Below are 19,563 nucleotides of genomic sequence, written 5' to 3'. Positions count from 1 at the left end.
ACAAGGACGAGGAGGCGCCGATCTTCCAGGTGGCCGATTACGGCCTGGTGGGCGACCTGTTCGAGATCCTGCCGGAGTTGGAAAGCAAGTTGTAAAGAAGATCTCGATCTCCCAGGTAGCGCTCCCGATAGTCAGCGGCCTGGTGGGTGATCTGCTCGAGATCCTGCCGGCGCTGGAAAGCAAGCTGTAAGCTCTGTGCTAGCGCATTGAAAGCCGGCCCTAGGTGGCCGGCTTTCGACATGTTGACGCCCGCCACCTGCGGTTCATTAGGCTTGGCTATATCGAAATTTCAAATTCGCTATTAGCGTCAAGCGCCAGCTTTTGCCATGCTAGATGGTTGAAGTCGTGGACGAACGTCCCTGAACTCAATCGCCTTCATGGAGGAGCGAATATGCCGCATACACTGCCCGAGCTTCCTTACGCCTATGACGCGCTCGAGCCACACATCGACGCTATGACCATGGAAATCCATCACTCGCGTCACCACAAGACCTACGTCGACAAGCTCAATGCCGCCCTGGAGGGCACCGGACTGGAAGACTTGCCGGTAGACGAGCTGATGGCCAGCATCGATCGGGTGCCTGAAGCGAAGCGGCAGGAAGTCATCAACAATGGAGGCGGCCATTCCAACCACTCGAAGTTCTGGCAGATGATGTCGCCGAACGGTGGCGGACAGCCCCAAGGTAAGGTGGCTCAAGCCATCGACAGCGAGCTGGGCGGCTTCGATGCCTTCAAGGAGGCCTTGACCAAGGCGGCCTTGGGCCGCTTCGGCAGTGGCTGGGCCTGGCTGAGCGTGACGCCTGAGAAGAAGCTGGTGGTCGAGAACACCCTGAACCAGGACAGCCCGCACATGCACGGCAACACCCCGGTACTGGGTCTGGACGTTTGGGAGCACGCCTACTACCTGAAGTATCAGAACAAGCGCCCCGACTACGTGAACGCCTTCTTCAACGTGATCAACTGGGAGGACGTGGAACGCCGCTACCAGCAGGCCACTTCATGACCTGAACGCAACGGTATTGTTCCGAATCGCCGCAGCCCTTGGCTGCGGCGAGTTTCGTTTGGAGTTTCTGACTCAGCATGCCACGGCGATTCGATGTTCACCGCTGGGGTGGGGCATGACCTGCATGGGCAGGCCGTAGATGGCTTCCAGTGTGGCGTCGGTCATCATCTCGTCGGGCGAGCCGTGGGCCAGCAATCGGCCGCTATGCAGCGCGAGCAGCTCATCGCAATAGCGCGAGGCCATGTTGATGTCGTGAAGCACGATGATCACGCATAGCTTCAGTTCGTCGCACAGCTTGCGAATCAGTGCCAGCACCTCCATCTGGTGGGCGATATCAAGTGCCGCCAACGGCTCATCCAGCAGCAGGAAACGACTCTCCTGGGCCAGCAGCATGGCCAGCCATACGCGCTGGCGCTCGCCGCCGGAGAGAGTATCCACTAGGCGGTCGGCAAAGGCCTCGGTGTGGCTGAGTTCGATGGCCCGCTCGATCGCTGCCTTGTCCGCGGCCGTATGTCGCCCCAGCAGGCCATGCCAGGGGTAGCGGCCGAAGGCGATCAATTCGCGACCGGTCAAGTTCTCCGCACTGGGCAAATGCTGGGGCAGGTAGGCGACACGTCGGGCAAATTCGCGCTGACCCCAGTCGCTCAAGAGCCGTTCGTCGAGCCGAATTTCGCCTTGGCTCACTGGTTGCTGCTGGGCAAGCAGCTTGACCAGCGTCGATTTGCCCGAGCCGTTATGGCCGATCAAACCGTAGACCTTGCTCTCCACAAAGCAGTGTTCGACGGGCTTCAGTAGCAGTTTGCCATCGATTTCGAAGGTGGCGCCCTTGACTTCGAACATGCTGGATTCCTTGATGGGTTTCGATCTATACAGGGTAAACGAGAATCGTTGCCCTTATCTACCGGGTAAATCAAGCTCGGCTGTGCTTACCATCCCAGCCAGCTACGCAGCCGTCGCGCGGGTGATGCTGAATGACTCGCAGAGGTGCGCTTGGCACTGCCCGAAAGTTGCACCGTGGCTTGCTTCAGCGGTGCCATGATGGCTTCCAGGTGATGCTGGCAGAGCTGGCGGTCGAGGGCGGCCGGGCATTGCGCCATGAGCAGGCCACAGTGGTAGGTGGCGGTATCCAGCAACTGGCAAGCCTCCTTGAACGGGGCGGCTTCCCATCGGCAGCGCTGCAGCTCACTGAGGAGCATGCGAAGCATCTGTGCATCCAACCAGCATGGGGTTTCGTCTAGCTTGGCGGAGGTAGCCACCGTGTTCTGGATAGCCTGGAAGGAGACGTGCAGAAAGACGCAGGTGTAATAAAGCTGGGAGCGTTCTGCGGCCATAAGGAACCCCAAAAGATCTCAATGAGATTTATTTGCATTTTTATCGGTGGGCGTGATGCTGTCAACCAATGAAACGATGCAGTTTAACTGATAATCGTTTTCAGATAAGATCTCGTCCAGCGATACATCTTCAAGAGAAAGAGCCGGAAGCATGACCGATGAAAGCATGCTGCAGAGAATGAGGCCGAAGCCAAGTGGCTGTCGGCATGGATGGTGGGGATGACGGGAAATACGATACGTGCCGTTTCGCCGGCGCTGACCTGCTGGCTGTTGAGCCTGCCGCTGCTGGTGCTGTTCTGGCTTGGCCTCGAGGCCCAGGGAGGGCTGGCGCTGGGTCTGAAGTCCCTGCTATTTCCGTCGTACGAGGAAGTCGACCAACTGCTATTGCACTATGCCTGGTGGCCGAGGCTCTCCATCGCACTGTTGGCGGGTGGTGGCCTGGCGCTGGCGGGCGTGCTGATGCAACAGGTGCTGCGTAATCCCCTGGCTTCGCCGACTACACTGGGCGTGGCATCGGGCGCCAACCTGGCGCTGATGGCGGCGACCTTGTTGGCCCCGGGACTACTGGACATTGGTCGCGAGTGGGTGGCGCTGGCCGGTGGCGGGCTGGCGATGGGGCTGGTGTTCATGCTGGCCTGGCGACGTGGGCTGGCGCCCATCGTGGTGGTGCTGGCTGGGCTGGTGGTCAACCTCTATCTGGGGGCATTGGCCACGGCCTTGTTATTGTTCAATCATGAGGCACTGTCGGGCTTATTGATCTGGGGGGCTGGATCGCTGGCCCAGAGCGGCTGGGACGGCGTGGCGACCTTATGGCCGCGATTAGCCATCGGTACCGTGGTTGCCTGGTTCCTGTTGCGTCCAATGGCGGTGCTGGAGCTGGATGACGCCAGCGCCAAGAGCCTGGGCGTATCGCTCAAGTATCTGCGCTTTGCCGGGATGGGACTGGCGGTCTTCATTACCGCCAGCGTCGTCAGCGTAGTGGGGGTCATCGGTTTCATCGGCCTGGCGGCACCCAATATCGTGCGCATGGCCGGGGCGCGGCGTCTTTACCAGCGCTTGTTGTGGGGCACGCTGCTGGGCGCGGTGCTGCTGGCCACCACCGATCTGCTGTTGCAGAGCTTCACCGGTGTGCTGCCGACGTTGATTCCCACCGGTGCGGTGACCGGTGCCCTGGGAGCGCCGCTGATGATGTGGCTGATCCCGCGCTTGAAGCTGCAGGGTGATCGGGCGCCGCAGCCGGCAGCCGTGCTGGTGAACCGACATCCCGCCCCCGGGCGTCTGGCTGTTCGTCTGGCCATTGGCTTGCTGCTGGCCATCGGCTTGGGGTTGCTGCTGGGGCAGGGGGTGAATGGCTGGTACTGGCTGTCGCCGGACAATTGGAGCGTCATGCAGTGGCGCATGCCCCGGGTGGTGGCGGCGGCGGCCAGCGGCTTGATGCTGGCGGTGGCCGGCACGCTGCTGCAGCGCCTCTCCGCCAACCCAATGGCCAGCCCGGAGGTGCTGGGGATCAGCGGTGGCTGTGCCATCGCCTTGATTCTGGGTATTTTCCTGCTCCCTGCTCCAACCAGTGGGATGCTGGTCGGAATCGGCACCCTGGGTGCCTTTGCCACCTTGCTGGTTCTGGTGATGCTCAATCGGCGCAGCGGTTTCGTGCCCGAGCGCCTACTGCTCACCGGGGTGGCGGTCACTGCGCTGTTCGATGCCGTGCGCAGCGTGATGCTGGCAGGTGGCGATCCGCGCGGGCAGCAGGTCATCGCCTGGCTGGCCGGTTCGACCTATTATGTCGACCTTACTAGCGCCCTGGCGGTTGGAACACTGGCGGCACTGCTGACGTTGTGTACTCTGTCGCTCACTCGCTGGCTGGACATCCTGCCATTGGGTGCCTCCACCACACAGGCGTTGGGTATCGCGCTCAATCGCGCCCGTTTGCTGTTGCTGCTGGTGGTGGCCCTGTTGACGGCATGCGCCACCCTGGTGGTAGGTCCGCTCTCTTTCATCGGGCTGCTGGCGCCGCACATGGCCAGGCTGCTGGGTCTGTCGCGGGCGCGACAGCATCTGCTGGGGGCGGCACTGGTGGGAATGTTGCTAATGGTGCTGGCCGATTGGGTGGGTCGCCAGATCATCTTCCCCTACGAGATACCAGCCGGCCTGGTTGCCTCGCTGATCGGTGGCGCCTACTTCATGTGGGGGCTGAGGAGACTTTGAACAAGGCCCGTCAGCAGTCGATGTCAGGCTTTCAGGCATCGGGGGAGCGAACCAGCGCGGCTACCAGCAGCTCGGCGAAGCGCTGCGCCGAGGGCAGGGCGCCGAAGCTCCATACTGGCGGCAGGGTGATCAAGTTGCCATCGCGAACGCTGGGGTGGTGCTGCCAGAGGGCGCTATCGGCAATTTTCTCCTCGGCGCCGACGGGGTAGGGTTCCACAACCACCAAGCGTGCCTCCAACTCGAGCAGTTCTTCCAGACCGACCAGCGAGAACCCCCAATAGTTGGTTTCCCCCTGCCAGGCGTTCTCCAGGCCCAGGCGATCCATCACGGCCTGGAACAGGCCATGTTCGCCGAAGGCCCGCACATGCCGCTCATCCATGAACTGCACGATCAGCAAGGGGGGCGCTTCTTCCGGCAGCGCTTGACGCAGTGACTCGAAACGCGCTTCGGTAGCCGCTATCAGCGCTTCGGCTTCATCGCGGCGATCGCTTGCCATGCCAAGTTCTCGGGTCAGGGTGAGTATCTGATTCCAGGTATCTCCCTGCGGCGTGTAGATCTCCCGGGTATCGACCGCTCCGATCCGCTCCAGGCGAGGCGCCAGATGCCCGAACATGGGGGATATTAGAATGGTTTCCGGATCGAGGTGCGCAAGCAGCTCGACATTGGGCTGCGAGCGAAGCCCGATATCCAGGACATTACCAGGCAGCGGGGGCTCGCCGACCCAGTTGTGATAATCCTCTACCTGGGCGACGGCGTCAGGGGCAGCGTCCAGGGCCACCAGCGTTTCCGCCAGGGTCCAGTCGAGCGTGGCCAGGCCGTTGCTGCTGGCCAAGGATGGCGTGGCTGCCAGGCATAGCCAGCCGATTATCCCGGCCAGTCGGGGCAAAAGAGAGAACGATTTGTGCATGGTGTGACTCGAGACATAGAGTTCAAGAAGGCGGTTTTGCCATTTCAATGGCCTCGACCTGTGTCGCTACCCACACTTGGCTTGCCGAGGGTGGAGCTTCAGTCAAGTCGGCACAGGTATCGTAGCGGCGCAGCATTCTCGGCCCGCAGCTGACCGCGAGCCGTCCCGAGGCGTTGGTGCTGCGCCAATCCACCTCCAGCCGCCAATGGCTCGCCGCCTCGCCGCTTGGCTGCTCGACCGACACGTTGCCATGGATGCCTCTGGCTGCCAGCCACTCCATCGCGGCGACCTGGGCGCACTGTTGCATGGGGCTGAGGCGCGAGTCACCGCGGTAGCAGGGCAAGTAGGGGCGACCCGCTATCTCGCTTTCGAGCAGCGGCAGAACGTCCTCCTCGTTGATGCGGCCATACTTGCGCAGGGCAGGAAAGACCACGGCACTGGCTGCCAACCGGCAGCCGCCCAGATGGGTGCTCTCCCATACCTCGAAGGGCAGGGCACGCTCCGCTACCGCTGCGTCCAGCGCCTTGTAGGTGGCATAGCCGAACTTGGCGCAGCACTTGTCCTTTTTGCCATGGGTGCAGCAGAGCAGCAACGGGCCGGCAGGAGGGGACGCTTCCCAGCTTGTTAACGGCTCGTCTCGCCCCAGCGCGTCCAGAAAGACGGGCAGCTCCTCGCGTGTTACCTCGAAACGGCGATTCTCGGGCATCAAGTAGAGGCAGTGGCGTTCGCTGGGCTGGTCGCGCCGATGAATCAAGTTGACCCGCCGCCCCGCCTCGGCGATGGCTTCCAGCCGAGTCATCACCGCGTCGGACATGTCGCTGGCCTGGCGCAGGCTGCGCTGCCATTTCGCCCGCGGCCAGCTGAGCAGCAGGTTGCGCTCGGCGTGGGCGGCGCTGCCTGCCAGGGGGTCGCCCAGCGCGAGGCTTTCCAGAGCACAGAAACGATGGGTGGCACTCATGCCGGCAGCTCCTCCTGGCGCCTGGTCGGGGAGGCGGCGCTGCCCAGAGCCGGGATGCAGACCGGCCGGCCGGTACTGGAAGCATGGATCACTTCGGCATCGAGATCGAAGACTCGCTTCAGGTTCGCCGCGGTGAAGACCGCCTCTGGGGGGCCGCTATGCTCGATGCGGCCGTCACGCATCATCACCAGCACATCGGCATGGGCGGCGGCCAGGTTGAGGTCGTGAAGTACTACCAGCAGGGTTCGGCCACGTTCGTGGGCCAGCCGTACGAGCAGCTCCAGCAGGTCGACCTGGACCTTGAGATCAAGAAAGGTGGTCGGCTCGTCAAGCAGGATAAGATCGGTGTCTTGTGCCAGCACCATGGCGATCCAGCAACGTTGGCGCTGGCCGCCGGAAAGGGCATCGACCTGCCGCTCGGCAAAGTCTGCGACCCGGGCCACGGCCATGGCCTCCGCGACTGCCCTTTCGTCCTGCTTCGACCACTGGCGCCACAGTCGCTGGTGGGGGAAACGCCCCATCCCGACAAGCTCGCGTACCGTCATGCCTTCGGGTGCCGTGGGGCTCTGGGGCAGGACGCCCAAGCGATGGGCGATGTCCCGAGTGCGATAGCGGTGTATCTCCTGACCGTCGAGCAGCACGCGACCTCGCTGTGGCGTCAGCGTGCGGGCCAGGGTCTTGAGCAGCGTGGACTTACCGCTGCCGTTGGGGCCTAGCAGCACCGTGAGGCGGCCCTCGGCGACGCGAAAATCGACGTTCTCGAGAACGCGACGATCCTGGTAGCCGGCGGTCAGGCCTTCGCTCAGTAGGCGGCAAGCTTGGGAGCGAGAAGTGTTCATCGGCGTCATCACAGCTTGAATACAGACGACGAGTATAAGCGTTTCTCATTTCCGATGCGACGTATTACATATAATTACCAAATGCTTTTGATAACTATTTGTATTTAAGCATCAGCTGTGCCAGCCTTGCGGCATCGTCAAGGTTCGTCCCCATTCAACCGCATGGGGCTAGGGAAGAAAGGATATGTCATCCAGGGATAATGCCGCGCGTCGAGTGCTTGTCACCGTGCTGCTGGGAGCCTTTACCGTCAGTCTCAATAACAGCGCCTTGAATCTGGCGATTCCCGAACTCATGCGGGTGTTCAATGCCACTGCCATCCAGGTGAGCTGGGTCATGACCCTGTTCCTGGTAGCCATGGGCATGACCATGCCGCTGACCGGCTTTCTCTCCAAGCGCTGGGGGATGCGGCGCTTTTACCTGCTGGGGCTGTGGCTGTTCCTGTTGGCTTCGCTGCTGGGTGCGCTGGCCACGAGCCTGGCCTGGATATTGGCGGCACGCGCCCTCCAGGGCGTCGCCGCCGGCCTGATGATTCCGCTCTCTCTGCCGCTGATCTTCGCCGCCTGGCCCGCCGGACGGCGTGGGCGAGTCACCGGAATCTGGGGCCTTGCGGTAATGATTGCGCCAGCAATCGGGCCAGGCGTTGGCGGGCTGCTGCTGGAAATGAGTTCCTGGCAGGCCCTGTTCCTGATGAACCTTCCCGTTGCCATCCTGGCGCTGGCAAGCGGTCATCTCTGCCTCGAGGAGGGTGAACGCGACCGCGAACATCGCTTCGATCTACTTGGTTTCGTGCTGGTGACCCTGGGCGTGGGCGGGGTGCTTGCCGCCCTGGGCGACATGAACTCGCCTGCCGACCTGCTCGAGGCTGCGCACTGGGTGCCGCTGGGCCTTGGGTTTACGCTGTTGATCGTCTTCGTCCGGGTCGAGCATCGCGTTTCGCATCCGCTACTCGAGCTCCGCCTGTTCGCCATCCCCCCCTTCCGTGCCAGTGTGCTCATCGCCTGCGCCCAGGCCGTCGCCACCTTCGGTTGTCTGCTGCTGATTCCGATCTGGATGCAGCGTGTCCAGGGCTACGACGCCCTCACGACCGGACTGTCGTTCCTGCCCACCGCGCTGATGGCGGCTATCTGCTCACCTTGGGCAGGGCGTCTTGCCGACGGCCGCTGGGCGCGGCATGCGGTGGCGGGGGGCTTGGTGGTATCGGCAATGGCATTGATAGGTCTGGCTGCGCTGGGACATCAAGCCCCCCTGTGGCTGATCGGCATATTGATGGCCTCGCGCGGGGTCGGGCTTGGCTTCGGCTACCTGCCGGCGACCACGATCGGTCTCAACGCCGTGGGAGATGCGCGTGTCGCCCAGGCCTCGGCAATGAACAATCTGGGCCGTCGGCTCGCTTCGGCGCTGGGCGTCGCCATGCTGGCCCTGCACCACGATCTGCGTACGTCGCACCTCGCCGCCGGGGGGGTAGGTCCCGAAGCGGCCGCCCTGGCGGCATTGAGCGAGTCCTTTCTCGTCCTGGCTGCCCTGATTCTCGTGGCAACGCCGCTGGCGTTGTCGCTTCCTTCCAACCGCCGTGAGGTAACGCCAGCCCATGATTCACATCGAGCTACCCAGATTTCCCGCAAGTGAGCGGGAGGCCAGTCAGGCCGCGATGCCGACTCCGCGCGCGAGCTGTCCCTCCTATGCCAGTCATCTGCAGGCCAAGGAGACCACCCTGCGCGCATTGCTCAACAGTTACCTGCGCGAGACGGGATGCCACGATCCGCGTCATGCCGAGACCGGCCTGGTGGCGTCGCTACTCGATGTCGGCGATCCTTTTCGCCTGCAATTATCCGCAGGCGAGCTGGTCGGCACACTACGTGACTTCTCCCTGTCGGGGCAGCATCGCTATGGTGCGGCCTTCTACCTGCGCGACGGCCAAGGGCGAGTGACACCTCTCGACATGCAGGACATTATCCAGCGGCTGCTGGAATCTTTGAGTGAGCCGGCAACCGACAATACCCACGAGCTACGGCTGTGGGACATGCGCGACAAGATCAACAACAGTTTTACCCGCATGGCGGCGCATATCGATGACTTCCACCACCATCGTGGCACCGCACCGGAAGCGGCGTTGGACTTCATCGCTGCCGAGCAGTCGCTCTACCTCGGGCATCCGTTCCATCCCTTCCCCAAATGCTCCCAGGGTGTGGAACGACGCGCCTTCGACGACTACAGCCCCGAGCGCGGTGCCTGCTTCCAACTGCATTACCTGGCCGTGCGCCGCGACTTGCTGGTGGAGGCGTGGCTCGATGGGCCTGAAGACAGCCTGGCTGACGCCGTGCATGAGGTGGCTCGGCAATGGCTCGGCGAACGCTACGCCCACTATGCCTTGCTACCTATCCATCCCTGGCAGGCGGGTTACCTGCTGAGTCAGCCGGACATTCTCCTGCTGCTGGAGGAGGGGCTGCTCGTCGATCTTGGCGCTCAGGGACCGCTGGCCTATCCCACTTCCTCGGTGCGCTCGGTATGGCTGCCGGAAACCGGCCAGGGCTACAAACTGCCGCTGCAGGTACGCATCACCAATCTGATTCGTGAGAACACAATCGAGCAGTCGCGCCGTACGCTGGACGCCGCACGGCTCATTCATCGGCTTCGCGGTGAGCTGGAGAGCGACGCCTTCCAGGTGGTGATGGAGACCGGCTATCGCACCCTGGACCCTGAGCACCCGGCGCTTGACAGCCATCGCGCTGCTGCCTTCACGGTGATCTATCGACCCATGCCGGTGGAGGCACAGGATGCCTGCGTACTCGCCTCGCTGCTGGAACCCTATCCCGGCGAGGTGGAGCCCAAGCTGATTGCCGCGATTCGCCATGGTGCAGGCGGCGAGGTGGACCTGGATCGCTGGTTCGCGGCCTATCTGGAGGTCTCGCTGGTACCGATTCTCGAGATTCTGGCGCGCACCGGTGTCAGCTTCGAGGCCCATCTGCAGAACAGCCTGTTGCGTCTGGAACGGGGCTGGCCCTCCACGCTCTACGTGCGCGATCTGGAGGGTGTGAGCCTGGACCGCGAGCGGGTAACCCGCCTGGCGGCGTGGCCTTCGCTTGGCATCGCGGCGGATAGCCCGCTGCTCTACTCGCCGGAGGTCGCCTGGCGGCGCACGCAGTACTACTTCTTCGTCAATCACCTTGGAGGCGTGGTAAACGCCTTGGCTACTCACCTCGGCGTCGACGAGGGGCGCTTCTGGCGCCAGGTGGGCAATTGCCTGGAGCGACTGCATGAAGCGGGGGACTCACGCCTTACGGCCTATGCCGAAGACCTGCTGCAGGCAGATCACTGGCCGGCCAAGGCCAATCTGCTCAGCTGCTTCCGACAGCGAGGTGCAAGTCCGTTGTTCGTCGATATCGTCAACCCCATCAAGCGAGTTGGATGACCCCATGGAAGCGACCCTACGATCCCCGCAAACGAGCGTCGACCTCGGGCAACTACCGTCGTCGCCGGAGTACTTACGCGTGCAGCAGCGGGTGCTGCGCCAGTTCATCCAAGGCCTGCTGTTCGAAGCGGTCCTGCCTGTCGTCGAGGAGGCGTCTGGGCCGGGTGAGCAGCGCGCGTTCTCGCTGACGGGGCGTGACGTTCAAGGGCGTGAGGTGAGCTATACCGCCTGGGGCGCACGCAAGGTGAGCTTCGGTCGGATCCGGCTAGCGACCCGACCCGTTCAGCGCCGCGATGCGAACGGCCATCAGCGCGAGGCGACCCTGGTCGGCTTCATGGCCGAAGTGGTGGGCGCAGTGGTCCCCGCAGAACGCTTGCCTTTCCTGATGGAAGAGCTGCAGCAGACCCTGCTCAAGGATGCCCAGTCGCGGATATTGAGCGGCATGCCGACCTCCCCGGACCTTACGTGGGACCATGATGCCTGGGAAGGGTGGTTGCAGGAGGGCCATCCCTATCACCCGAGCTACAAGTCACGGCTCGGCTTCACTCTTGACGATAACGCGGCCTATGGCCCCGAGTTCCGCCGGGACGTCCGGCCGGTCTGGCTGGCTGTGGCTCATGAGCATTGCCGGGTCTCACTGTCGGCTTCGCTGAGCCTGGCTGCCTTCCTGCGCGAGGAACTGGGCGAGGCGACGCTGGCACGCTTCCGGCGCCTGCTCGTCGCGGCGGCACGGCGCCCGCAGGAATACGTATTCCTGCCGGTTCATCCCTGGCAGTGGAGTCACGTCATCCTACCCACCTTCCAGGCCGAGCTGGCCGATGGGCGGCTCTGTTACCTGGGCACTGGCGACGACGCCTACCTGGCTCAGCAGTCGATCCGCACCCTGGCCAATGCCAGCCGGCCCCGACGGGCCAACCTCAAGCTGGCGTTGAGCATCGTCAACACATCCACCAGCCGCATCCTGGCTGCCCATACCGTGGAGAACAGTGCGCGCATCAGCGACTGGCTGCATGATCTGGTGACGCGTGACGAAGCGGCGCGCGAGTGCGGGGTCATCATCCTGCGTGAGGTGCTGGGAGTGGCCTATGACGCCTCGCGCCTGGCCGAGCCGCAGTGCAGTCTGGCCTACGGCACCCTGGGCGCCGTATGGCGCGAGAGCCTGCACCGTTACCTGCATCCGGGCGAACGCGCGCTGGCCTTCAACGGCCTGACCCAACTGGCCGCCACGGGGGTGCCGATGCTCGACGGCTGGGTGCGGCACCATGGAGTGGCGGCCTGGACCCGGCGCCTGCTCGAGGTCACGGTGACGCCGCTGATTCACCTACTCTACGCTCACGGCATCGGCCTGGAATCACATGGCCAGAACATCCTGCTGATCCATTGCGACGGCTGGCCTGAACGCATCGCGCTCAAGGACTTCCATGATGGGGTGCGCTACAGCCCGGCGCTGCTGGCCGAGCCCGAGCGCGCGCCCTGCCTGGTACCTGAGCCGGCCAGCCACGCTGCCGTCAATCGCAACTCCTATATCCAGACAGAAAGTGCCGACGAGGTGCGCGACTTCACCTACGACGCCTTCGTCTTCATAGCCCTCACCGAGCTCTGCCTGTGCCTGGAGCAGCACTACGACCTGTCGGAGGAAAGCTTCTGGGCGATGACCGCGGAAGTCATCCGGGCTTACCAGGCGGAGCATCCTGCGCTGAAGCCGCGTTTCGCACTGTTCGATCTCTTCGCGCCGACGGTGAGCATCGAGGAGCTGACCAAGCGACGGCTATTCGGTGATGCCGAGAAGCGCTTCGCCACACGTGACAACCCCCTGCATCCCTATCGGCCAGGCGCCTGAGGAGAGCCAGTGTTGACGCCCAATGAACTCAAGCGCCGATTGGCGCGAGGCGAGACGGCGCTTGGCCTATTCGCCTCGATTCCTACGGCTGTAACCGTCGAGATGATCGGTCAGGCCGGCTTCGACTTCGTCATCCTCGATACCGAGCACACCTTGGTGAACCCCGAGACCCTGGAGCACATGCTGCGTGCCGCAGAGCTCGCCGGGCTCACGGCGCTGGTGCGGGTGTCGCGCCCCGACCCGGCCATCGTGGTACCGCTGCTCGATGGCGGTGCCCGGGGCATCGTTCTTGCCGACGTGCGCGGCCCCGAGCCCCTGCAGGCGCTAAACGAATGCCTGCGCTTCCATCCACTGGGGCGGCGCGGCATGAACAGCGGCCGCCCCGGGCGCTTCGGGGCCGACGATCTGGTCGACTACCTGCAACGCGCCAACGACGAGCTCATGCTGGTGCCGATGATCGAGAGCCAGGAAGGGGTGGAGAACCTCCCGGCCATCCTGGGCGTGCCCGGTGTGGACATGCTGCTCGAGGGTGCCGCTGACCTGTCGCAGTCGCTGGGCTTGCCCTGGCAGACTGAGGCGCCGGAGGTGCACGAGGCGCTGGAGCGTATCCATGCTGCTTGCCAGATTGCCGAGGTGCCGTTCTGCGCGATCCCTCGCAGCGCCGCTCTGCGCGACTACTGGCGCGAGAAGGGCGTGCATGCCTTCGTGCTGGGCGATGAGCGCGGCACTGCCTTTCGTGCCCTGCAAGCGAAGCTGATCCCCTATCGCGAGGAGGCGAGACCATGACCAGCGCCGCGGCCAAGATTCTGGCTCAGGCGCCCTGGAGCCTGCCCTCCGAGGCGATCAGGCGTTGCCTGGCAGCTCTCGCCGAACCGGCTCCCGACGGTACGCGCGAGCCGGTCTGTGCCTTTCTCTACGATCTGGCGGCGCTGCGCGAGCACGTCAGCGCCATGCTGGCGGGGCTGCCGCAGCCCTGCCGGCTCTATTACGCCGTCAAGGCCAACCCCGACCGACGCCTGATCACGACCCTGTTGCCCCTGGTGGCCGGGTTCGAAGCCGCCTCGATCGGAGAGATTCGCCGTATCCGCGAGGTCAGCGACTCGGCACCGGTGATCTTCGGCGGCCCCGGCAAGAAGGATGCCGAACTCGAGGAGGCGCTCGCCCTCGGCGTGGAGCGCATTCACGTCGAGAGCTTGCACGAACTGCGCCGGCTCAACCTGATTGCCGAGCGCCGTGGCAGGGTAGTGCCGATCCTGCTGCGGGTGAACCTGCACGATACCTTGCCCGAAGCCACCGTCACCATGGCCGGGCGGGCCACCCAGTTCGGCATCGATGAGCCGCAGGTGGAAGAAGCCATTGAAGAGGCCCGGTGCAGCCCGGCACTGCGGCTTGACGGATTCCACATGCACTCGATCTCCAACAACCTCGATGCGCGCCTGCATGCTCGGCTGGTAGCCACCTACCTGGCGCGGGTGCGGGGCTGGGCCGAGCGCTTCGACCTTGAGATCCGCTGCGTCGATGCCGGCGGCGGCTTTGGCGTCTCCTACGACGAGCGCCCGGACTTCGACTGGGGACTCTTCGTCGAGGCACTGCGGCCACTGCTCGCCGCCGACCCGCTGCCCGGGGCGGAACTGCTGTTCGAACCGGGACGCTACATTGCCGCCTTCTGCGGCTACTACGTTGCCGAGGTCATCGACCTCAAGCAAAGCCATGGGCGACACTTTGCCATCCTGCGCGGCGGTACTCATCACTTCCGTCTGCCCGCTTCCTGGCAGCACGACCATCCCTTCGAGGTGGCGCCATGCCACCACTGGCCCTATCCCTTTCCGCGCCCTGCGCTCGAGGGCCAACGCGTGACTCTGGCCGGCGAGCTTTGTACGCCCAAGGACGTGCTGGCCCGGGAAGTGACCGTGGCAAGGCTGAGGGTCGCCGATCTGGTGCTCTTCCATCGTGCCGGCGCCTACGGCTGGACCATCTCGCATCATGATTTCCTGGGCCATGCCCATCCCCGGCACCTCTACCTCGACTGCCACGACGACAAGGAGCTTGTTCGATGATTGCATTTTCTTCAGCGACCGATTCGGATCCTGCCGAAGCAGGGCGCCTCGCCGAGGCGCGGCTGCTGGGCGATCTCGTCGACACGCTGCTGGCCGAAGGTTTTCTCGACGACCAGCCCGTCGACTGGCCGCCGCCGGATACGCTGCCTGCCACTCAGGCCTGGCCACCGGAGACACAGTGGCTGCGTTGGTGGACGGAGCGCCAGAAGGGAGAGGCGGTGTTGATTCCGCTGCGCAGTGCGATATTGCCGTCGCACCGGCATATCGCGGCAGCCGGCGTGTTCGCGGCGAGCTACCGCGACGATGGCACCCTTGCCACCTGGAGGCGCCTGGCGCCGGCCGAGCTGCTCGAGTTCGTGGTGAAGCACTGCCTGGACGACGCTCAGCGTCAGCAGCCGGGCGTGGCCAATGTGCGTCGCCTGTTGAACACGACCCTGTGGCAGACCCGCCAGTCCATCGCCGAGGCGGCGCCATTGGACATGCCGCCGGCGCATTCCGCGGCGGCGAGCCTGCGTGTCCTGGAGCGTCGTGCCGCTCTGCGCGACCGGCCTTTTCATCCCCTGGCCAAGGCCAAGGAAGGGCTCGACGAGGCGAGCCATCGGTGCCATGCGGCGGAGTTCGCAAAAACTATCCGCATGCGCTGGCTGGCCATGCGGCGAGACTGCCTGACGGGCGGCAGTGGAGCGGCGCCGGGGGCGTCCGAGCCGGCGGATCTGCTGCTGGATGATACCGCGCGCAGCAAGCTCGAAGAGGAGATGGTGCGGCGCGGCCTGAACCCACGCAGCTACCTGGCGCTGCCGGTGCATCCCTGGCAGTTCGAACACGGCTTGCCGCGCTATCTTGCTGCCATGTTGGCGGCAGAGGAGGGGGTGGCACTAGAGATAGCTGCCGGCGACTTCACGGCGACTTCCTCGCTGCGCTCGCTGGCCCCGCTGAACGAGGGCCGCTTCCACCTCAAGCTGCCGATGGCGGTATTCTCGCTGGGTGCCGCGCGCTACCTGCCGGCGGTCAAGCTGCTCAACGGCGAGCGTGGCCAGACGTTGCTCGAGCAGGCCAGGGCGCGGGATCCGGAACTCCAGGCACGGTTGTACCTGTGCGACGAGCGCCGCTGGTGGTCCTACCTGCCGCAGGGTAGCGGGCTGTTCGACGACCCACCCCGACACTTGGGGGCACTGGCGCGGGAGTATCCAGCTGCGCTGCTGGGGGACCCCTCGGTGCGCCTGGTGCCGATGGCGGCGCTGGGTGTATCGAGCGCTCAGATGGAGCATGTTGGCGAGCACCCCTTCGACGCATGGCGGCAGCAGCGTGGATGGAGCGACACCGAAGCGACAGCGATCGCTCTGTTCGGTGAAGTGTGCGATACCTTCTTCGATATCGCGCTGCGCCTTTACCGCCTGGGGTTGATGCCGGAGATTCATGGCCAGAACGCCGTACTGGTATGTCGTGACGGTCGCCTCGACGGGCTGTTGCTGCGTGATCACGACTCGGTGCGCCTGCATCGTCCGTGGCTGGACCGTCACGGCATCGACGACCCGTGCTACCACATTCGCCCGGGCTATTCGAACAGCCTCTACAACGACACTCCGCAGGACCTGCTGTTCTATCTCCAGACGCTGGGCATCCAGGTCAACCTGCTGGCCATCGTCGAGAGCCTGTCGCGGCATTATGCTCATCTTGGCTTGGCGGAAGCGCGATTATGGAGTGAGATGCGCACTCGCCTGGAAGCGCGGATTGCTACCCTGCCGTTCGACGCCGAGCAGCGACGCACCTTGCATGCCGTGCTGTTTGAAGCAACGCGCTGGCCGTTGAAGTGCGTGCTGCGGCCGTTGTTCGAGCAGCAAGGAGTGCCAGGCAGCATGCCTTCGGGCAAGTCGAGCCTGGCCAATCCGTTCCATACCTTGGAATCGAACAGGCAGGAGCGGGATGTCACGTGCGTTGTCGGTGCCGAACCTGTATAAAGGTCGCCGACTCCGGTAACGAATGATTCTCATGCTCTTCTTGCGCACCTGCCGCCGCTTCACCGCGCTGACGCTGTTGTCGAGCTGCCTGACCCTGGCGGCCCACGCCGAGGCGGCGCGCAGCGTCGAACACTCCCTGGGCGAAGCTCGCATCACAGGCCAGCCGCAGCGTATCGTAACGCTCTACCAGGGCGCCACCGATACTGCGCTGGCGTTGGGGCTAGAGCCGGTCGGGGTGGTCGAGTCGTGGCTCGAGCGCCCCATGTATCGCTACCTGCGCGACAGGCTGCCCGCAGGCGTACGCTACCTGGGGCTGGAGACCCAGCCGGACCTGGAGGCGGTGGCGGGGCTCGCGCCCGACCTGGTTGTGGGAGCCCGCTATCGCCATGCCGCCGTGTATCCACTGCTCTCGCGCATCGCACCGACGGTGATTGCCGATACCGCCCACGACGTCGAGGCCATGCTCGAGCTGATGGGCGAGGCAACCGGCCGTGAAGTCGAGGCCCAGGCGCTGCTCGCCGAGTGGCGGGCACGCGTAGCCGACTTCCGCTGTCGTGCCGAGGCCCGGCTGGGCGACGCCTGGCCGCAGCGGGTCTCTGTGGTCAGTTTCCGCGGCGATCATGTACGCCTCTACTACGATGGCTTTGCCCGAAGCGTTCTCGACCAACTGGGGTTTCTGCGACCGGCTGGGCAACAGGGCAGCGGCTGGGGTATCAAGCTGGTCAGTCGCGAGACCCTGCCGGCCCTGGATGCCGACGCGATCTTCGTCTTCATGCGTGACGATGCGGCGGTGGCCGAACTTCACCGCGAATGGACGGCGCATCCGTTGTGGCAAAGTCTCGATGCGGTGGAGCAGGGGCGTGTCTACTACGTCGATCCGGTGATCTGGAGCATGGGCGCCGGCATCCTGGCCGCCCATCGGCTGCTGGACGAACTCTACGACCACTACGAACTGCACGACGCCGTGCGCCAAGGAGAGGGCAGGGCATGCTGACTACCCCTTCGGCCAGGCTACTTGGGTTGATGGCAGGAGCGCTCTTGGCACTTGCTGCCGGTCTGGCCAGCTTGGCATTGGGCGCCACTACGATTGCGCCGGGTACACTGGTGGAGGCCTTCCTCGCGCCCGATCCGGGGTCGGTGCAACATCTGATCCTGCGTACCGAGCGCCTGCCCCGCGCGCTGATCGCCGCCGTGGTGGGTGCCAGCCTGGCGGTAGCCGGCGCCCTAATGCAGACGCTGACGCGTAACGCCCTGGCGGCGCCGAGCATTCTCGGCATCAATGCCGGCGCCATGTGTTTCGTGGTGATGGCGAGCAGCGTCTTTGCTTTGCGCTCGCCCTTGGCGCTGGCCTGGGTGGCCTTCCTCGGCGCCCTGGTGGCGGCGCTGCTGGTCGTGCTGCTGGGGCGCGGACGCGATGGTGGCTTCTCACCGTTGCGGGTAGTACTGGGCGGGGTGGCGGTCACTGCCCTGTTCGTCGCACTGGCTCAAGGGCTCCTGATCGTCGACCAGGAGGGCTTCGAAAGCCTGCTGCTGTGGCTGGCGGGCTCGGTGGCGGGGCGTGGTCTGGAAATGGTGACGCCGTTGTTGCCGTTCTTCCTGGTCGCCGCCGGCGTCTGCCTGCTGCTGGTGCGTCAGCTCAACCTGTTGGTGCTGGATGACGAGGTGGTCAAGGGCTTGGGACAGCGTACCGCCCGGGTCAAGCTACTGGCCGGGGCCGCGGTCATCGTTCTGGCCGGCGGGGCCGTGGCGCTGGCCGGGATGATCGGCTTCGTCGGGCTGATCGTGCCGCACATGGTGCGCGCCCTGTTCGGCCGCGATCATCGCTGGGTGCTGCCCGGCTGTGCCCTGCTCGGTGCCGGCCTGCTGCTGGCTGCCGACACCCTGGCGCGTTTCCTGATGCCGCCCCAGGAGGTACCGGTGGGGGTGATGACGGCGCTCCTCGGGACGCCGTTTTTCCTCTATCTCGCTCGCCGCAGGAGCCTGGCGCCATGAGCCCTCCCGTCGTTGTGCGCACAGCAGGAGGGCGTCTCTCCCTGCGCCTCGAGCGCCGCACCCTGGCGGTGACGCTACTGTTGGCGCTGGTGCTCACGGGCAGTGCCCTGGCCTCGCTGAGCCTGGGGAGTCAGGCGACCTCACTTGGGGCAGTGCTGGAGGCGCTGCTGGTTCCCGAGCGAAGCGACATCGTTCTGATCGTCCATGAGATCCGCCTGCCTCGGGTGGTGCTGGCGATACTCGTCGGAGCCTGCCTGGGGGTGGCCGGGTTGCTGCTGCAGGGGCTGGTACGCAATCCGCTGGCCTCGCCGGACGTGATCGGCATCACTGGCGGCGCCTCGCTGGCGGCGGTCTGCTTCCTGGCGCTGGGTGGGGCGGCGCTGGGCGAAGCCTGGCTACCCTTGGCGGCGCTGGGCGGCGCACTGCTGGTGGCGCTGGCCATCATCGTTCTGACGGGGCGCGGCGTGACCCCGGCGCGGCTAGTGTTGATCGGCATCGGTATTGCCGCCGCGCTGGGCGCGGGCACTACGCTGGTGCTGGTGCTCGCTGCCGATACGACGGCGATGCAGGCCTATGTATGGCTGACCGGAAGCCTCTATGCCGCACAGTGGCGCGAGGTGGCGGTGCTTGTCCCTTGGGCACTGGTGGGCTTGCCCCTGGCGCTGGTGCTGGCGCGACGCCTGGATGTACTGGCGCTGGGCGACGAGTTGGCCATAGGGCTCGGCACGGCGCTGCAGGGTAGTCGCCTGGCCCTGCTGCTGCTGTCCGTGGCGTTGGCCGGCGCAGCGGTGGCCTTTGCCGGCGGGCTGAGCTTCGTTGGGCTGCTTGCCCCGCATATCGCGCGACGATTGTCAGTGCGTGGCCATACCGGCCTGGTACCGGTGACCGCTCTTGTCGGAGCCCTGATCGTGCTGCATGCCGATCTGCTTGGGCGAATCGCCTTCCTGCCCCGGGACCTGCCCGCAGGCATCTTCGTTGCCGGCATCGGCGCCCCGTTCTTCGTCTACCTGCTATACCGCTGGCGAAGCTGAGCGCCAGCCGGCGATGACAAGGAGTCTCGAGC

General features: G+C 64.8%; 16 protein-coding genes. 11 read left to right on the top strand and 5 right to left on the bottom strand.

The window, feature by feature from the left end; genetic code table 11:
- Nucleotides 1-391 precede the first annotated feature (391 nt).
- A complete protein-coding gene (locus tag HBJ55_RS14945) occupies nucleotides 392-1,003 on the top strand; it encodes a superoxide dismutase (RefSeq protein ID WP_167116523.1) in 612 nt (203 codons plus the stop codon).
- A 72-nt stretch (nucleotides 1,004-1,075) separates the two neighbouring features.
- Here the strand turns inward: HBJ55_RS14945 and HBJ55_RS14940 are convergent, their stop codons facing one another.
- Both HBJ55_RS14940 and HBJ55_RS14935 read right to left on the bottom strand, forming a co-directional pair.
- A complete protein-coding gene (locus tag HBJ55_RS14940) occupies nucleotides 1,076-1,843 on the bottom strand; it encodes an ATP-binding cassette domain-containing protein (protein ID WP_167116520.1) in 768 nt (255 codons plus the stop codon).
- A gap of 86 nt (nucleotides 1,844-1,929) precedes the next feature.
- Nucleotides 1,930-2,208 (bottom strand): hypothetical protein, encoded by a 279-nt coding sequence (locus tag HBJ55_RS14935; RefSeq protein WP_240936138.1) that lies wholly within the window; start codon nucleotides 2,206-2,208, stop codon nucleotides 1,930-1,932.
- Between the two features lie 345 nt (nucleotides 2,209-2,553).
- Here HBJ55_RS14935 and fhuB point away from each other — a divergent pair, with 345 nt between their 5' ends.
- On the top strand, nucleotides 2,554-4,539 hold the full coding sequence (fhuB, locus tag HBJ55_RS14930) for a Fe(3+)-hydroxamate ABC transporter permease FhuB (RefSeq protein WP_206022661.1): 1,986 nt from the start codon (nucleotides 2,554-2,556) through the stop codon (nucleotides 4,537-4,539).
- 31 nt (nucleotides 4,540-4,570) lie between these two features.
- Here fhuB and HBJ55_RS14925 read toward each other — a convergent pair whose 3' ends face one another.
- Genes HBJ55_RS14925 through HBJ55_RS14915 form a run of 3 tightly spaced genes read right to left on the bottom strand, consistent with a single transcriptional unit; the run spans nucleotide 4,571 to nucleotide 7,243 of the window.
- Complete coding sequence (locus HBJ55_RS14925; protein ID WP_167116512.1) at nucleotides 4,571-5,446, bottom strand: ABC transporter substrate-binding protein; 876 nt, start codon at nucleotides 5,444-5,446, stop codon at nucleotides 4,571-4,573.
- A 22-nt stretch (nucleotides 5,447-5,468) separates the two neighbouring features.
- Nucleotides 5,469-6,404: a ferredoxin family protein gene (locus HBJ55_RS14920; RefSeq protein ID WP_167116509.1), complete on the bottom strand. Its 936-nt coding sequence runs from the start codon at nucleotides 6,402-6,404 to the stop codon at nucleotides 5,469-5,471.
- Nucleotides 6,401-7,243, bottom strand: coding sequence for an ABC transporter ATP-binding protein (locus tag HBJ55_RS14915; protein ID WP_167116506.1), 843 nt, complete (start codon nucleotides 7,241-7,243; stop codon nucleotides 6,401-6,403). Before HBJ55_RS14915 ends, HBJ55_RS14920 begins: the two co-directional genes overlap by 4 nt.
- Before the next feature lie 184 nt (nucleotides 7,244-7,427).
- Between HBJ55_RS14915 and HBJ55_RS14910 the strand changes: the two genes are divergently transcribed.
- The 9 genes from HBJ55_RS14910 to HBJ55_RS14870 are packed head-to-tail and all read left to right on the top strand — an operon-like array spanning nucleotide 7,428 to nucleotide 19,531.
- Entirely contained in the window at nucleotides 7,428-8,870 is a 1,443-nt protein-coding gene (locus HBJ55_RS14910) for a DHA2 family efflux MFS transporter permease subunit (RefSeq protein ID WP_167116503.1), read from the top strand.
- A gap of 22 nt (nucleotides 8,871-8,892) precedes the next feature.
- Nucleotides 8,893-10,653: an IucA/IucC family protein gene (locus HBJ55_RS14905; RefSeq protein WP_167116500.1), complete on the top strand. Its 1,761-nt coding sequence runs from the start codon at nucleotides 8,893-8,895 to the stop codon at nucleotides 10,651-10,653.
- 4 nt (nucleotides 10,654-10,657) lie between these two features.
- On the top strand, nucleotides 10,658-12,493 hold the full coding sequence (locus tag HBJ55_RS14900) for an IucA/IucC family protein (RefSeq protein WP_167116497.1): 1,836 nt from the start codon (nucleotides 10,658-10,660) through the stop codon (nucleotides 12,491-12,493).
- Nucleotides 12,494-12,502: 9 nt separating this feature from the next.
- The gene (locus HBJ55_RS14895) at nucleotides 12,503-13,279 is read left to right on the top strand and encodes an aldolase/citrate lyase family protein (RefSeq protein ID WP_167116494.1); all 777 of its coding nucleotides are present in this window, start codon (nucleotides 12,503-12,505) and stop codon (nucleotides 13,277-13,279) included.
- On the top strand, nucleotides 13,276-14,550 hold the full coding sequence (locus HBJ55_RS14890; protein WP_167116491.1) for a type III PLP-dependent enzyme: 1,275 nt from the start codon (nucleotides 13,276-13,278) through the stop codon (nucleotides 14,548-14,550). Before HBJ55_RS14895 ends, HBJ55_RS14890 begins: the two co-directional genes overlap by 4 nt.
- Nucleotides 14,547-16,508 carry an IucA/IucC family protein gene (locus tag HBJ55_RS14885; RefSeq protein ID WP_167116488.1) on the top strand — a complete coding sequence of 654 codons (1,962 nt, stop codon included), beginning with the start codon at nucleotides 14,547-14,549 and terminating at the stop codon, nucleotides 16,506-16,508. The genes HBJ55_RS14890 and HBJ55_RS14885 overlap by 4 nt, the downstream gene beginning before the upstream one ends.
- 31 nt (nucleotides 16,509-16,539) lie before the next feature.
- Nucleotides 16,540-17,502, top strand: a complete 963-nt coding sequence (locus HBJ55_RS14880; RefSeq protein ID WP_167116485.1) for an ABC transporter substrate-binding protein — start codon at nucleotides 16,540-16,542, stop codon at nucleotides 17,500-17,502.
- The gene (locus HBJ55_RS14875; protein WP_167116482.1) at nucleotides 17,496-18,500 is read left to right on the top strand and encodes a FecCD family ABC transporter permease; all 1,005 of its coding nucleotides are present in this window, start codon (nucleotides 17,496-17,498) and stop codon (nucleotides 18,498-18,500) included. The genes HBJ55_RS14880 and HBJ55_RS14875 overlap by 7 nt, the downstream gene beginning before the upstream one ends.
- Nucleotides 18,497-19,531: a FecCD family ABC transporter permease gene (locus HBJ55_RS14870; protein ID WP_167116479.1), complete on the top strand. Its 1,035-nt coding sequence runs from the start codon at nucleotides 18,497-18,499 to the stop codon at nucleotides 19,529-19,531. The genes HBJ55_RS14875 and HBJ55_RS14870 overlap by 4 nt, the downstream gene beginning before the upstream one ends.
- The last annotated feature ends 32 nt before the right edge of the window (nucleotides 19,532-19,563 follow it).

The sequence above is a fragment of the Billgrantia bachuensis genome (assembly GCF_011742165.1).
Taxonomy (GTDB): Bacteria; Pseudomonadota; Gammaproteobacteria; order Pseudomonadales; family Halomonadaceae; genus Halomonas; species Halomonas bachuensis.
Note: the sequence above shows the minus strand (reverse complement) of the source record. Positions and strands in the feature narration are given on the sequence as shown.